Genomic DNA, 15,055 nt, shown 5'->3' on the forward strand with positions numbered 1-15,055 from the left:
GAAGTGCTCGAGCCCCGAGCAGCCGATCCGTGAGCTCTCCGGCGGCAACCAGCAGAAGGTTCTGCTCGCCCGCTGGCTGTGCACGAACCCCGAGCTGCTGATCCTGGACGAGCCCACCCGCGGCATCGACATCGGCGCCAAGGGCGAGATCCAGGCGCTGATCAACGAACTGGCCGCCACGGGGCTGGGCGTGCTGATGATTTCGTCGGAGCTGGAGGAACTGGTGGAGGGAAGCTCGCGCGTGGTGGTGCTGCGGGACGGCCAGAACGTGGCCGAGCTGCGCGGCGACGGCATTTCGCAGCAGTCCATCATCCACGCAATGGCCGAGGGGAGCGCGTCCGCCGCGTCCCCGGCCCTGGAGACCGCATGACGCAAGCAACGGCAGCCGTGCGCCCCGCGGCCGGCGCGGGATCGATGGGCCGGTGGTGGGGCGCCATGGGCGCAACGGGCGGCGCGGTGGTCGCGCTGGTGGTGCTGGTGCTGGCGAACGCGGTGTTCACGCCCAACTTCGCCACTACCAGCAACTTCTGGAACATCCTCTTTCAGCTTTCCGTCACCCTGCTGGTGGCGGTGGGAATGACGCTGGTGATCGCCACCGGCGGCATTGACCTCTCCGTCGGGTCGGTGATGGCCATTTCCGCCGCGGTCGCGGCCGTCACGGTGGATCAGGGGCTGATGGTCGCCATTCCCCTCGCGCTGCTGGCGGGGTGCGCGGTGGGGCTGCTGAACGGGGCGTTCGTTTCGTACTTCAAGGTGCAGGCGATCGTCGTCACCCTTGCCACGCTGCTGGCGGGAAGGGGACTGGCGCAGATCATCAACCGCGACGGCGCGCTCATCACCATCAACGATCCCGGTTTTCTGGTGCTGGGCCGCGGCCACGTGGGCCCGGTGCCGGTGCAGGTGCTGATCGCGGCGGCGGTGGTGGCGCTGGCCGTCTTTGTTCTGCGCTCCACGCCTTTCGGCCGCTACGTGCTCGCGGCGGGCGGCAACCCCGCGGCGGCACGGCTGGCCGGCGTGCCCGTGACGCGGACGGTGATCACGGTGTACGTGATGAGCGGCGCGCTGGCCGCGCTGGCCGGGCTGGTGGAGGCGTCGCGGCTGGGGGCCAGCGCCGCCGCGCGGATCGGGCAGGGGGCGGAGCTGGACGCCATTGCCGCGGTGGTGGTGGGCGGCACGCTGCTGAGCGGCGGGCGCGCCACGCTGCTGGGCACGGTGGTGGGCGCGCTGATCATGCAGGTGATCGCCACCAGCTTCAACATGCTGCTGATTCCCTACGCGTGGGCGCTGGCCTTCAAGGCGCTCATCATCCTCTTTGCCGTCTACCTTCAACTGCCGAGGCGGGTCTAGTGGAACACCAGGGGCAGACGGGCGGCGCCACGCTGAGCGTTCCGCCGGCGTCGATGGACGTGCAGCCGCCCGTGGCGGGGAGCGCCAGGGCCACGCCGGCGCTGCGCGCCCGGGCCGGGTCGCTGCTGCAGCGGCAGGGGGCCATGGTGGCGCTGATCGCCGTGTGTGTGTTCGGCGTGATTCGCTACGAGGCGTTCGCCACGCCCGAGAACCTGATGAACGTGCTGCGGCAGAACAGCATGCTGGGGTTCGTGGCGCTGGGCATGACGATGGTGATCCTCACGGGCGGCATTGACCTGTCCGTTGGCTCCGTCCTGGCCATCGGGGGGATCACCGCCGCCGCGCTCTCGCCGTACGGAACCTTCGCCGCCCTGGCCGGTGGACTCGCGGCGGGCGCGGTGATCGGCGTCGTAAACGGAGTGCTGGTCACCCGGGCGCGCATTCAGCCGTTCATCGTCACCTTGGCGATGATGATCGCGGCGCGCGGCGTGGCCCTGGGCGCCACGGGCGAAAATTCGGTGCGGGTGGACCGCACGGCGGAGGGCTTTCTGTGGCTGGGCCGCGGCCGGGTGGCGGGCGTGCCCGTTCCCGTGCTGCTGGCGGCGCTCGCCTTCCTGATCGGCTGGACGGTGCTGCGCTACACGCGCTACGGCCGCTACGTCTACGCCGCGGGCGACCACCAGGACGCCGCGCGGCTGCTGGGCCTCAAGATCGACCGCGTGCTGATCACTACGTACGCGGTGAGCGGCGTCCTGGCGGCGCTGGCGGGGATCGTCCTGGCCGGACGGCTGGGCGCGGGGCAGCCGGTGGCGGGTGCGGGATGGGAACTGGACGCCATCGCCGCCGTGGTCGTGGGCGGAACGCTGCTGAGCGGCGGGCAGGGCGGGGTAGGCGCCACGCTGGTGGGCGTGCTGCTGCTGGGGGTGATCTTCAACCTGTTCAACCTGGAAGGCACCATTACCCCCTGGTGGCAGGGGGTCATGCGCGGCGTCTTCCTTCTGGGCGTCGTCGTGGTGCAGAGCCGGCTGCAGCGCCGCTCGGGCAATGGGCACTGACGGCACGACGGGCGTCGCGCCGCGCGCGATGACGCGCCGCTGCGCCCTCCTGCTCGCGATGGGCCTGTGCGCCTGCACGGCACCGGCCTCGCGCGCGCCGTCGGATGTGCCCGCGGCCGGGCGGGCGGCGACGTACACGAATCCCGTGCTGGACGTGGACTTTCCCGATCCCACGGTGATCCGTGCGCCGGACGGGACGTTCTACGCCTACGCCACGCAGGGCGAGCGCGACGGCGCGCCGGTGAACATTCAGGTGGCGCGCTCCGCGGATCTGGTGACGTGGGAGCGCGTCGGGGACGCGCTGCCCACCAAGCCGCGCTGGGCCAGCCGCACGCAGGACTTCTGGGCGCCGCACGTCTCCCATCACGAGGGGACGTACTACCTGTACTACTCGGCCAAGCCGGACGCGGCGCTCAGCGACAGCACGCGCGGCCTCTGCCTGGCCGTGGCGACGGCGAGCCGTCCGGAAGGGCCGTTCGCGGACAAGGGCGAGCCGCTGCAGTGCGGCGCGGGGTTCATCAACATCGACCCCATGGCCTTTGACGACCCGACGACGGGCAGGCGCCTGCTGTACTGGGGTTCGGGATTCGAGGCGATCAAGGTGCAGGAGCTCGCGCCGGACCGCGTGTCGTTCGCGCCCGGCAGCCGCCCGGTGGAGCTGATCCATCCCGTCCCCACGGCGGATTCCACGGACTACCAGCGTCTTGTGGAAGGGGCGTGGGTCACGTACCGCGCGCCGTTCTACTACCTCTTCTACTCCGGCGACAACTGCTGCGGCCCGCGCGCGCACTACGCCGCGCTGGTGGCGCGCTCACGCAGTGCGACGGGCCCGTTCCAGACGCTGGCGCAGGCCACGGGGGCGCGGACGAGCGCGATCCTGGAGCAGGGCGGGCACTGGGTGGCGCCGGGGCACAACTCGGTGATCCGCGACGCGGGGGGAACGGACTGGATCTTCTACCACGCGGTGGATGCGCGCCGGCCGCGCTCCGATCCGGCGGACGACGTCAACACGCGCCGGGTGATGCTGATGGACCGGCTGGAGTACGTGGACGGCTGGCCGCGCGTGGATCGCGGGCCGTCGTCCGAGCGGAGGCCGGGGCCGCGGTAGGAGAAGAAGTGCCCAGTGCGCAGTGCCCAGTGCCCGGCACGAGACTCACGACCCGGGCACCGGGCACTTGAACCTGGGCACTTGAACCTGGGCACTTGACCCTGGGCCCTTGACCCTGGGCCCTTCAGTCCTCGGGCTTCGGACAGTACGGCATCCCGTCCTCGTCCCAGCGCAGCTCCACGAGCGCGGCGTTGCGCGGCGCGTCGGGGGCGCCGAAGCGGGCGTGCGTGACCAGCCAGTCGCGCCCGTTCGCCGCGCGAAACCAGTCGCAGTGGCCGGGCGCGTAGAACCCGTGCTCCGGTATGGGGCCCAGAACGAAGCCGCGGCCCTCGCGCGTCACGTTCACCAGGCGCCCGTCGTCGCCCTCCACCAGCGCGCCGACGGCGTAGAAGCCGAAGTAGCAGCCGCCGCTGTACAGGTACACGCGGCGGCCCCGGGGATTGGTGAGGCCGCCGACCGGGCCTTCGATGGTGCTCCAGCGCACGGTGTCCGTCGCCCAGTCCACGCCGGGGATGCGCTTCCACGGCATCCGCCGCGCGGCATCGAACAGGTGCCACGCCTCCGACGGGCGGGCGAGCAGGGCGGGGGACGACAGAACGCGCGTAAGGTCTCCGGACACCGCGACTTCCACGATGCCGGTTCCGTACGGCTCGTCCTGGTCAAAGTCGGTGGCGTAGGCCATTCGCGGGGTGCCGTCCGGGCCGGCGTACACGTCGGCGTCAATGGCGAAGTCCGTGTCCGGCGTAAGCACGTGGCCCGTGTCGATGAACGGCCCCTCCGGCCGCTCCGCATCCGCCCGGCGGATCTGGTGGCCGATGTGCGCCTGCTCGCCCAGGCCGGCCCCGTGCGAGTACAGCATCACGTACGGGCGCTCCAGCCCCGCCACGTACCGCACGCACGGCGCCCAGAAGGCGTAGCGCGTGGCGTCGCCCCGCAGCGTGGGGCCCAGCGGGTGCCAGGTAGCCAGGTCGTGGGAGGCGAACGCGGGGAACGCCCCGCCTGACGCGGTGCCGCCGCGGCCGTCGCTGGTTTCGTCGCGGGTCACGTAGACGTAATAGCGGTACTCGCTGGGCACGCCGTCGGGGATGGCGAGCAGGTACGGGTCGCCCTGGTCGGCGGCCTCAGGATAGAGCGGGCGGTAGCTCACCGGCCCGGGAACACCCTTAGAGGATTGCATCCGATGATTCGCAGTCGTGGTCAGGTGGTGCTCGCCCGCGCCGGACTCGCCCTTGCCGGCGCCGCATCGCTCGCCGCGTGCGCCCCCGCGGCGCGGGAGCGCGGGACGCCGGCCGTCGCCACGGCGCCGGGCGCCGCGTGCACCTTCGCCAATCCCATCGCGGAGGGCGCGGATCCGTGGCTGGAGTTCCGCGACGGCTACTACTACATGGCGCAGTCGCGAAATCCAGAGGGACAACGTAGCAGCATCTGGGTGTTCCGGTCGAGAAAGCTCACCGATCCCATGCAGGACAGCGTGCGCGTGTGGACCTCGCCCGAGACGGGGTGGAACCAGACGCACATCTGGGCGCCGGAAATTCGCTTTGTGGACGGGCGCTGGTACATCTACTACGCCGGCGGCCGCCCCGGCCCGTCGGACGCGCCGTTCATCCACCAGCGCGCGGGCGTGCTGCGCGCGGCCACCGGCGATCCGCGCGGCACGTGGGAAGACCTGGGCCAGCTGGACACCGGCGGCCAGCTCGCCACGCGCGACGACGACATCTGGGCCATCGACTTTACCGTCCACCGGCTGAACGGGCAGCTGTACGGCTTCTGGTCCGGGTGGGAAAACAACACGCCGCTGGCCCGCACGCCTCAGTACATCTACATCGCGCGAATGACGGACCCGGCCACGGTGGGCGGGCCGCGCGTGCGGATCGCCGCGCCCACGGAAAGCTGGGAGCGGCGGGTGGATCCCACCGACGGGCTGGACCTTACGGAGGGTCCGCAGGTGCTGGAGCACAACGGCAACGCCTTCGTCATCTACTCCACCCGCGAGTCGTGGACGCGCGCGTACCGGCTGGGGCAGCTGCGCCTGAACAGCCGCACGGCGGACCCCATGCAGCCCGGGAGCTGGACCAAGACGGGGCCGGTGTTCGCCGAGGCCAACGGCGTGTACGGGCCCGGCCACAACGGCTTCACCAAGTCGCCGGACGGGCGCGAGGACTGGATCGTGTACCACGCCAAGGTGGATACGGGGCCCAACTGGAACCGCGTGATCCGCGCGCAGCGCTTTACCTGGCGCGCGGACGGATCGCCCGACTTCGGTGAGCCGGTGGCGGCGGGCGTGCCGCTGCCCGTCCCGTCGGGCGAGCCGTGCGGACGCTGAGCGCGCCTTCCACCGGGCTGGCGGCGCCGCACGGAGCGCCGTTCGCCTTCGACGCCGATATCGCCAAGGACGGCGGCACCTTCGCCATATCCGGCCCGGACGCGTCCGGCCGGCGGCTGACGGAAGCCTTTCAGCTGCGCGAGCGGACGCACAACGGCTACCTGGACCTGCACGCCGAGGTAGCCGCGCGTTTCGGCACGCGCGTGCCGCGCAACCGCCGGCCGGCCGGCGTTCCGGCGTTCCGCGCGCCGTATCTGCCGCTGCTGACGGAGAACCTGTCGCCTCGCGTGCTGCACGGGTACGGCGATCCGGCCGTGCTGCGCGTGGCGGAAGAGGATGGGACGGCGTGGTACTGGCTGGTGGCCACGAGCAACGACGCGCCCGACTCCTTTCCCGTCGCGCGCTCGCGCGACCTGCGGGCTTGGGAGCTGACAGGCTTCGTCTTTCCCCAGGGCCACAAGCCGCGCTGGGCGGCGGATGGCGAGGGCGTCAGCGACTACTGGGCGCCGGAGATGCACTGCGTGGGCGGCGAGTACCGCGTCTACTTCGCCGCGCGCGAGCGGGACGGCCACGACCTGTCCATCGGCGTGGCGACGGCGGCGCGCCCCGAGGGCCCGTTCACCACGCCGGACCAGCCGGTGCTGCGCGGCGGGGTCATCGACGCGCACGTGGTGATGGACGACGACGGCGCCGCCTTTCTCTTCTGGAAAGAAGACAGCAACGGCGTGTGGCCGGGCCTTCTGCACCGCCTGATCCACGAGCACGGCCGCCTGATCGCGGAACTGCTGGAGGATGACGAGGATCGCCGCACCCTGTCGCTGATGGCCACGCTCTGGCCCTGGGTGCGCGGGCTGGAGCCAATGGAATGCTTCTTTGTGCAGCAGCCGCTGGTGGAAGCGGTCACCTCGCGGTTCTCCGCCGTCCGCGGCCGCCTGCGCGCGCTGCTGGAGCGCGAAGCGGACGCCGAGGTGCGTGAGGCGGTCGCAGCCGTCCTCCACGCCATGCGCACGCCGATCTGGGCGCAGCGCCTGACGCCGGACGGCCGAGGACTGGCCGGCGAGCGCACGCTGGTGCTGGAAAACGACCAGGAGTGGGAGGCGCACCTCATCGAGGGCGTGTGGGTCGCGCGGCACGGCGGGCGAAACTACCTGTTCTACGCCGGAAACGACTTCTCCACGGCGGATTACGGGATCGGCGTGGCGGTGGCGGACTCGCCGCTGGGCCCTTATCGCAAGCAGCCGCAGCCGCTTCTGCGATCTACGGCGGAGTGGTGGGGGCCGGGGCACCCCTCGGTGGCGCGGGGCCCGGACGGGGATCCGTGGCTGTTTCTGCACGCCTTCTTTCCCGGCCGCACGGGCTACAACGAGTTCCGCGCCCTGCTCGCCGTCCCCCTGGTGCTGGACGGCGACGACGTAAGCGTCCGCGCGGCCGAGTAACGCGCCGCCTGGGACGGCGGAGGCACGGCAGAACGCGATCCGTGCCCATGCAGCCGCCGCAGTCCGCGAAGGCGGACTTCGTGCTGTTCCAGCGGCGAATTCATTCGCTCTGAAGGGCGGACACACGGTACTGCGCATCCCGAACTCGTGCGGGTTCAACGGCAGAAACTCGAGACGATGCCTCACGCCCATGCGGCCGGCGGCCTTTCGATGCACACGCAGACTTTCCAATCAGGACACACACAACGGTGCGGTGGATGACGGGACGGGAACTGACGACGACGACGCGCGCGGGTGCGGCGCATGGCTGACGCACTCCCCGGCGCCGGGCTGAACGCGCTCGGCGACCATCCGCACCGGCGGCTGAACCTGCTCACGGGCGAATGGGTGCTCGTCTCCCCCCATCGCGCCAAGCGGCCATGGCAGGGGCAGACCGAGGCCGTGCCCGCCGAAACACGCCCGGAGCACGACCCTACCTGCTACCTCTGCCCCGGCAACGAGCGCGCGGGGGGCGAGCGCAATCCCGACTACCGCGGCACCTTCGTTTTCGACAACGACTTCGCCGCGCTCCGGCCGGACGCGGGCGAGGCGGAGGCGGAGATCGGCGGGCTGCTGCGGGCGCGCACGGAGCCGGGGCTGTGCCGCGTCATCTGCTTTTCCCCGCGCCACGACCTGAGCCTGCCGCAGATGGACGTGGCGGCCATCCGCGGCGTGGTGGACCTGTGGGCCGACGAGTACGCGCGGCTGGGCGCGCGCCCCGACATCGGCCACGTGCAGATTTTTGAGAACAAGGGCGAGATGATGGGGTGCAGCAACCCCCATCCGCACGGCCAGATCTGGGCGCAGCGCTCCGTGCCCATGGCCGCCGCGCGCGAGGGCGAGCGCCAGGCCGCGCACCACGCCGCCCATGGCCGCACCCTGCTGGCGGACTATCTTTCGCTCGAACTGGATCTCGGCGAGCGCATCGTGGCCGCCAACGACCACTTCGTTGCGCTGGTCCCCTTCTGGGCGGTGTGGCCGTTCGAAACCCTCGTCGCCAGCCGCCGCCCCGTGCGCGACCTGACGGCGCTCTCGGCGGACGAGCGCGACGGGATGGCGGACATTCTCAAGCGCCTGACGGTGCGGTACGACGGGCTGTTCGGCGTCTCGTTTCCGTACTCCGCCGGCGTGCACCAGGCGCCCACGGACGGCGAGCCGCACCCGGAGTGGCACCTGCACATGCACTTCTATCCACCCCTTCTGCGCAGCGCGACGGTCAAGAAATTCATGGTGGGATACGAGATGATGGGCGAGCCGCAGCGCGACGTGACGCCCGAGTCCAGCGCGGAGCGGCTGCGCGGCGTGGGGGAGGGGCGATGAAGGTCCTGGTGACCGGCGGCGCCGGATACATCGGCAGCGCCGTGGTGCAGCGATTGATCGCGGGCGGCGACGAGGTGGTGGTGTTCGACAACCTGTCGCAGGGCCACCGCGCCGCGCTGCATCCCCGGGCCGCGTTCCTGGAAGGCGACCTGGCGGACCGCGCGGCCATCGACGCGGCGCTGGCGGCGCACCCCGTGGAAGGCATTCTCCACTTCGCCTCGCACACGCTGGTAGGCGAATCGATGGAGCACCCCTTCCGCCACCTGGGGAACAACGTGCGCTGCGGATTGAACCTGCTGGAAAGCGCGGTGGAGCACGGCGTGCGGCGCTTCATCCTCTCGTCCACCGCCAACCTGTTCGGCCTGCCGGACCGCATTCCCATCGACGAGGGGACGACTATCGCGCCGGGCAGCCCGTACGGCGAGTCCAAGTTCATCCTGGAGCGCATGCTTCACTGGATGGACGACCGCTTCGGGATGCGCTACGCCGCGCTGCGCTATTTCAACGCGTGCGGCGCGGTATCCCCCGACCTGGGCGAGGACCACGACCCGGAAACGCACCTCATCCCCCTGGTTCTTCAGGTGGCGCTGGGGCAGCGGGAGCAGGTGACCGTGTTCGGCGACGACTACGATACGCCGGACGGCACCTGCGTGCGCGACTACGTTCACGTGGCGGACCTGGCGGAGGCGCACGTGCTGGCGCTCCATGCGCTGGAGGGAGGCAGCCGCACCTACAACCTGGGGAGCGGCACCGGCTTCAGCGTGCGCGAGGTGATCGAGACGTGCCGCCAGGTGACCGGCCACTCCATTCCCGCCGTGGTGGGCCCCCGCCGTCCCGGCGATCCGGCGGTGCTGGTGGCCGCCAGCGACCGCATCCGCGCGGAACTGGGATGGGCGCCGCGGTACGACGACCTGCGCGCCATCGTGGAAAGCGCGTGGGCATGGCACCAGTCCCATCCGCACGGATACGCCGGCCGGACTCCCTCCTGAACTCCCTGCCTCTGCCCCTCATGACGAGCGACAACGGTTTGCGGTCCGCGGTGGTGCGGGCCTTCGAGGAACGCCATGGCGGCGCGCCGGCCTGGGTGGCGCGCGCGCCCGGCCGCGTGAACCTGATCGGCGAGCACACGGACTACAACGACGGCTTCGTGCTGCCGATGGCGATCGACCGCGCCGTGTGGATCGCGCTTCGGCCGCGCGACGACTTCAAGGTCCGCATCCACTCGCTGGACTTTGACGAGACGCGCGAGTTCGACCTGATGCACCTGGCCAGCTCCGGCATGGAGTGGATGGACTACGTGCAGGCCGTTGCGTGGGCGCTGCAGAAGCGCGACCGCAACCTGCGCGGGTGGGAAGGCGTCACGGCGGGCGACGTGCCCATCGGCGCCGGACTTTCGAGCAGCGCGGCGTTCGAGCTCGCCTCCGCCCGCGCCTTTGCCGCCCTGAGCGGGCTGCAGTGGGACGCGCGGGAGATGGCGCTGCTGGCGCAGCGGGCGGAAAACGAGTGGATCGGCGTGTACTGCGGCATCATGGACCAGATGATCAGCGCGGCGGGCGAATCCGGCCACGCGCTGCTCATCGACTGCCGCTCGCTGGAAACGCGCTCCGTTCCCGTGCCGCCGGGGACGTCGGTGGTGATCCTGGACACGGCCACGCGGCGCGGGCTGGTGGACAGCGCCTACAACGACCGCCGCCGCCACTGCGAGGAGGCCGCGGCGGCGCTGGACGTGGCCGCGCTGCGCGACGTGTCGCGGGAGCGGTTCGAGATGGCCGCGGCCTCGCTGCCGCCGCTGATCCGAAAGCGCGCGCGGCACGTGGTGACGGAGATCGAGCGCACGCTGGAGGCGGCGGACGCGCTGGAGCGCGGGGACGCGCGGCGTGTGGGCGAGCTGATGAACCAGAGCCACGCCAGCCTGCGCGACGACTTTGAGGTGTCGCGGCGCGAACTGGACGTAATCGTGGAGTTGGCGCAGGCGCAGGGCGCCTGCTATGGCGCCCGGATGACGGGCGCGGGGTTCGGCGGATGCGCCGTGGCGCTGGTGCAGGCGGAGGGCGCCGAGGCGTTCGCCGCCTCCGTGGCGGCGGACTACCAGCGCGCCACCGGGCTGGAGCCGCGCGTGTACGTCTGCTCCGCGTCCGAGGGTGCGTCGCTGGAGCGCGTGCCGGAGGCGGAGCACGCGGCGGTGTAGGGCGGGGCGCGCCGGCGGGAGTGAAGGGATTGGCGGGATTGGCGGGTCTAAAGGGATCCGCGGATTGGCAGGATCTGGGGGATTGGCGGAGGGCGGCGCGGCGGCGGGTGTGGCCCTCACCCGGCTCGCTAAAGCTCGCCACCCTCTCCCACGAACAGATGTGGGAGAGGGGGCACACGGCAACTGCGCCCCACCCCCGGCCCCTCCCCGTGCAAACAGCCGCACGGAGAGGGGGGAACAACATCTCGGTGTGATTCGAATGGTGCCGATGCGGCCGAAAGAGGCCCCCTCCCCCCAGCCCCCTCCACCCGCTCCGCGGGAGAGGGGGAGCCGTTCGGGGCGGGGGAGGAGGACGGCGCGGGTCGCCGGGCCCGTGCCGGCGGTTGAAAGCGCGCCTCGAAACACACGAAGTCCGCCTGCGCGGACTGCGGCGGCTGCATCGGTCCCGTAGGCGGCGTTCGGCGCGGCTGCCTGTCCAGAGCGAATGAATTCGCCGCTGGAAAAGCACGAAGTCCGCCTCCGCGGACTGCATCCGCGGTTACGGTGCGTGCCGCCCGCACCGGGGCGTCCGCCAGGTTGGTTGAAACCCCGAACGTGGACGCGACAGCGGCCACGGGTCGGGGCTTCCCGCTTCTGGAGCGGCGGATTCATCCGCTCAGGCGAGGGTCGTCGCGCTGCGCGCGGGCCCCTCCCCCGGCCCCTCCCCGCGCAAACAGCCGCGCGGAGAGGGGAGACCTTCATCGGCGACCCGCCACCCCACGTGCAGGTGAAGTCTCCCCGTCTGTTTGGGGAGACTTTCCGTCGTTGTTGCGGCATATTCATTTGCTCAGCCTGCGGCTGCGGGAACCGCGGCAGCCACGCGCGAGACCCGCCCCGCATCAACCCTCCCCCAGTCCGTTTTGGGGGAGGGTGGGCCGGTGGTGCCGGCCCGGGTGGGGGCCAACGGCGAACCCCGCCCGCCCCGGCAAAACCCTCCCCCGCGCCGGGCCGACGCACTCATGCACCCAGCACTCACGCACTTCCCTCGCACTTCCCTCGCACTTCCGCGGCACCCCCTCTGCCGGGCCGACCACTTGCTTTGACAAACCCCGAGCGCGGGTCCATCTTAGGGCCATGTCGCTCGATCCGCTGCTTCACGATGTCCGGCTGAACGGAGCCGTTCCGCGCCACGTGGCCGTCATTATGGACGGCAACGGGCGCTGGGCCCGCGAGCGCGGAAAACCCCGGGAATTCGGCCACCGCGCGGGAATGCGCGCCGTGCGCGCCTCCGTGGAGGCCGCCATCGAGGCCGGGGTGCAGGTGCTGACCCTGTACGCCTTCTCCGCGGAAAACTGGGGGCGCCCGCCCACCGAGGTGTCGGCCCTCATGGGGCTGCTGGAGCTGTACGTGCGCCGCGAGCGCCGCGACCTCAAGGAAAAAGGGGTCGAGGTGCGCTGCATTGGCGAAATGGACCGGCTGGGGCCCCGCACCCGCGGCGCCCTGCAGTCCATTATCGACCACACGCGCGGCGGGCCCAAGATGCGCCTGAACCTGGCCATCAGCTACGGCGCGCGGCAGGAGATCGTGCTGGCCGCGCGGCGGCTGGCGGAGCGCGTGGCCGCCGGAACGCTGCTGCCCGGCGAGATCGACGAAACGCTCTTTGCCCAGCAGACGTACACCCCCGACGACCCCGATCCCGACCTGCTCATCCGCACCAGCGGCGAGCTGCGGATCAGCAACTTCATGCTCTGGCAGCTGGCCTACACCGAACTGTACGTGACCCCCGTGCTGTGGCCCGACTTTGGGCGCGAGCAGTTCTACCAGGCGCTGCTGGAGTACCAGCGGCGCGAGCGGCGCTTCGGCCGCGTGCTCGCTTCCTGAGGCCGCGCGTGGCCGCATCGGAAACGCTGACCCGCGTAGGCGTCGCCCTCGCCGGGATCCCCGTGGTGGTGGCCGCGGCCTACTTCGGGGGCTGGGTGCTCGCCGCCCTGCTGGCCGTGGTGGCCGCGCTGGTGGCGCGCGAGCTGTTCCGCATGGCCGCCCGCAAGGCGCCCCGCCCGCTGGAGGCGCTGGGGATGGCCTGCGCCGCGGCCCTCGTCCTGGCCTCCGCCATCGACCCCGCCGGCGGGCTCATGAACCCCGCCCCCGCCGCCGTCCTCGTCTTCTTTACCCTGCTCATCGCCACCGCCGCCATCTGGATGCGCGGGGTGGAGGGCGAGCCGCTGCTTTCCCTCGCGGTCACCGTGTTCGGCGCGGGGTACGCGGGGCTGCTGGCGTTCGGGCTGGACCTGCGCCACCTGCCCGGCGTGCGCGAGCCGCTGCACGGCACCGCGCTCCTGTTTGCCCCCATCGCCCTCACCTGGGTGAGCGACACCGCCGCCTACTTCGGTGGCCGGGCCATGGGCAAGCGCAAGCTGATTCCGCGCGTCAGCCCCGGAAAAACGGTGGAGGGCGCGCTGTCGGCCGTGGTGGGAAGCATTCTGGCGGGAGCGGGGTACGCCCTGCTTCTGCAGCGCTTTCCCGCGTACCATCCGTCCGTGCTGCAGGGCGCGCTGTTCGGCCTGCTGGTTTCCGTCTTTGCCCAGGTGGGCGACCTGGCCGAGTCGCTGCTCAAGCGCGACACGGGCGTCAAGGACTCGGGAACGCTGCTCCCCGGCCACGGCGGCGCGCTGGACCGCTTCGACTCGTTGCTGTTTACCCTGCCGCTGGGGTACTTCTTCTTCAGCATGGTGGTGGGGCCGTGAAGGGCGTCACCATCCTGGGCGCTACCGGCTCCATCGGCGCCAGCGCGCGGGCGGTGCTGCGGCAGCACCCGGACCGCTTTCGCGCCGTGGCGCTCACCGCGCACCGCAACGCCGGCGCGCTGCGGGAACTGGTGGCGGAGATGCAGCCGGCGCTGGCCGTCATGGCCCAGGGCGCGGTGCCAGGGGACGTGCCGCCGGGGCGCACGGAGTGGCGCGCGGGGCGGCAGGCGCTGCTGGACGCGGCCACGCATCCGGACGCGGACATCGTCATCAACGCGCTCGTCGGCGCCGCCGGGCTGGAGCCCACCCTGGCCGCGCTGCGGGCGGGCAAGCGGGTGGCGCTGGCCAACAAGGAGTCGCTGGTGTGCGGCGGGCCGCTGGTGCTGGAGGCCGCGCGGCAGGGCGGGGGCGAGCTGGTGCCGGTGGACAGCGAGCACAGCGCCATTCTGCAGTGCCTGGCGGGAACGCGGGCGGACGCGGTGCGGCGGCTGGTGCTGACGGCGTCCGGCGGCCCGTTCCGCACCTGGACGCCGGAGCGCATCGCGCAGGTGACCCCCGCGGACGCGCTGCGGCATCCCACCTGGGACATGGGCGCCAAGGTGACCATCGACAGCGCCACGCTGGCCAACAAGGCGCTGGAGGTGATCGAGGCGCACTTCCTCTTCGGCGTGCCGTACGAGCGCATCGAGGCGGTGGTGCACCCGCAGTCCATCATCCACTCCATGGTGGAAACGGCGGACGGATCGGTGCTGGCGCAGATGGGGTTTCCCACCATGGAGATCCCCGTGCTGTACGCCCTGTCGTACCCGGAGCGGCTGCCGTACGAGACGCGGCGCTTCGACCCCGTGGCCGCGGGGGCGCTGACCTTTGAGGCGGTGCGGACGGAGTGCTTTCCCCTCTTCGCCCTCGGCGTGGGCGCGGGGGCGGCGGGCGGCACCGCGCCGGCCGTGTTCAACGCGGCCAACGAGGTGGCGGTGGCGGAGTTCCTGGCCGGCCGCGCCCCCTTTCGCGCCATCGCCGAGGCGGTGGACGATGCCCTGCAGCGGGGGGCCGGCGGGCCCGTCCGCACTCTGGAAGACGTGCTGGAGGCCGATGAACGGGCCCGGCGCGCCACGAACGACTACCTGAGCCGGCTTGCCCCGTGCTGACCATTCTGGCGACCCTGGTCGCGCTTTCCGTCCTGATCCTGATCCACGAGTTCGGGCACTTCTTTGCCGCGAAGTCGGTGGGCATCTACGCCCCGCGCTTTTCGCTGGGGCTGGGGCCGCGCGTGGCGGGATTCATGTGGGGGGAGACGGAGTTCGTCATTTCCGCCATCCCGCTGGGCGGCTACGTGAAGATGGCGGGGATGGAGGACGACGAAGCGTCGTCGGCGCTGGAGGGTGGCGCCCCCGAGGAGCCGGTGGACCCGTCGCGGACCTTTGACGCCAAGCCGCTCTGGGCCCGCGCCTGGGTGATCAGCGCCGGGGTGATCATGAACCTGCTCTTTGCGCTGCTGGCCAACCTGGTGCTGGCC

General features: G+C 71.6%; 14 protein-coding genes. 13 read left to right on the forward strand and 1 reads right to left on the reverse strand.

The window, feature by feature from the left end; translation table 11 throughout:
• From VF665_RS12050 to VF665_RS12065, 4 genes are all read left to right on the forward strand, one after another.
• The coding region (locus VF665_RS12050) for an ATP-binding cassette domain-containing protein (RefSeq protein ID WP_331053668.1) at nt 1–370 on the forward strand (370 nt) is incomplete at its 5' end.
• Nucleotides 367–1,347, forward strand: a complete 981-nt coding sequence (locus VF665_RS12055; RefSeq protein ID WP_331053669.1) for an ABC transporter permease — start codon at nt 367–369, stop codon at nt 1,345–1,347. The genes VF665_RS12050 and VF665_RS12055, both read left to right, overlap by 4 nt.
• Complete coding sequence (locus VF665_RS12060) at nt 1,347–2,402, forward strand: ABC transporter permease (RefSeq protein ID WP_331053670.1); 1,056 nt, start codon at nt 1,347–1,349, stop codon at nt 2,400–2,402. Before VF665_RS12055 ends, VF665_RS12060 begins: the two co-directional genes overlap by 1 nt.
• Nucleotides 2,392–3,510 (forward strand): glycoside hydrolase family 43 protein, encoded by a 1,119-nt coding sequence (locus tag VF665_RS12065; protein WP_331053671.1) that lies wholly within the window; start codon nt 2,392–2,394, stop codon nt 3,508–3,510. Before VF665_RS12060 ends, VF665_RS12065 begins: the two co-directional genes overlap by 11 nt.
• 124 nt (nt 3,511–3,634) lie before the next feature.
• On the opposite strand, the gene VF665_RS12070 is transcribed toward VF665_RS12065, so the two are convergent.
• Nucleotides 3,635–4,687, reverse strand: coding sequence for a family 43 glycosylhydrolase (locus VF665_RS12070; protein ID WP_331053672.1), 1,053 nt, complete (start codon nt 4,685–4,687; stop codon nt 3,635–3,637).
• 3 nt (nt 4,688–4,690) lie between these two features.
• Between VF665_RS12070 and VF665_RS12075 the strand changes: the two genes are divergently transcribed.
• The 9 genes from VF665_RS12075 to VF665_RS12115 all read left to right on the forward strand — a co-directional run.
• A complete protein-coding gene (locus tag VF665_RS12075; protein ID WP_331053673.1) occupies nt 4,691–5,833 on the forward strand; it encodes a glycoside hydrolase family 43 protein in 1,143 nt (380 codons plus the stop codon).
• The gene (locus VF665_RS12080) at nt 5,821–7,269 is read left to right on the forward strand and encodes a glycoside hydrolase family 43 protein (RefSeq protein WP_331053674.1); all 1,449 of its coding nucleotides are present in this window, start codon (nt 5,821–5,823) and stop codon (nt 7,267–7,269) included. The genes VF665_RS12075 and VF665_RS12080 overlap by 13 nt, the downstream gene beginning before the upstream one ends.
• 303 nt (nt 7,270–7,572) lie before the next feature.
• Entirely contained in the window at nt 7,573–8,628 is a 1,056-nt protein-coding gene (locus VF665_RS12085; protein WP_331053675.1) for a UDP-glucose--hexose-1-phosphate uridylyltransferase, read from the forward strand.
• Nucleotides 8,625–9,617 (forward strand): UDP-glucose 4-epimerase GalE, encoded by a 993-nt coding sequence (gene galE, locus VF665_RS12090; protein ID WP_331053676.1) that lies wholly within the window; start codon nt 8,625–8,627, stop codon nt 9,615–9,617. Before VF665_RS12085 ends, galE begins: the two co-directional genes overlap by 4 nt.
• Before the next feature lie 20 nt (nt 9,618–9,637).
• Entirely contained in the window at nt 9,638–10,816 is a 1,179-nt protein-coding gene (gene galK, locus VF665_RS12095; protein ID WP_331053677.1) for a galactokinase, read from the forward strand.
• Between the two features lie 1,113 nt (nt 10,817–11,929).
• Nucleotides 11,930–12,676, forward strand: coding sequence for a polyprenyl diphosphate synthase (uppS, locus tag VF665_RS12100; protein ID WP_331053678.1), 747 nt, complete (start codon nt 11,930–11,932; stop codon nt 12,674–12,676).
• A gap of 8 nt (nt 12,677–12,684) precedes the next feature.
• The gene (locus tag VF665_RS12105) at nt 12,685–13,539 is read left to right on the forward strand and encodes a phosphatidate cytidylyltransferase (protein ID WP_331053679.1); all 855 of its coding nucleotides are present in this window, start codon (nt 12,685–12,687) and stop codon (nt 13,537–13,539) included.
• Nucleotides 13,536–14,687 (forward strand): 1-deoxy-D-xylulose-5-phosphate reductoisomerase, encoded by a 1,152-nt coding sequence (gene dxr / locus VF665_RS12110; protein WP_331053680.1) that lies wholly within the window; start codon nt 13,536–13,538, stop codon nt 14,685–14,687. The genes VF665_RS12105 and dxr overlap by 4 nt, the downstream gene beginning before the upstream one ends.
• Nucleotides 14,681–15,055: site-2 protease family protein (locus tag VF665_RS12115; RefSeq protein WP_331053681.1), on the forward strand; the 375-nt coding region annotated here is incomplete at its 3' end. The genes dxr and VF665_RS12115, both read left to right, overlap by 7 nt.

The sequence above is a fragment of the Longimicrobium sp. genome (assembly GCF_036387355.1).
GTDB lineage: Bacteria > Gemmatimonadota > Gemmatimonadetes > Longimicrobiales > Longimicrobiaceae > Longimicrobium.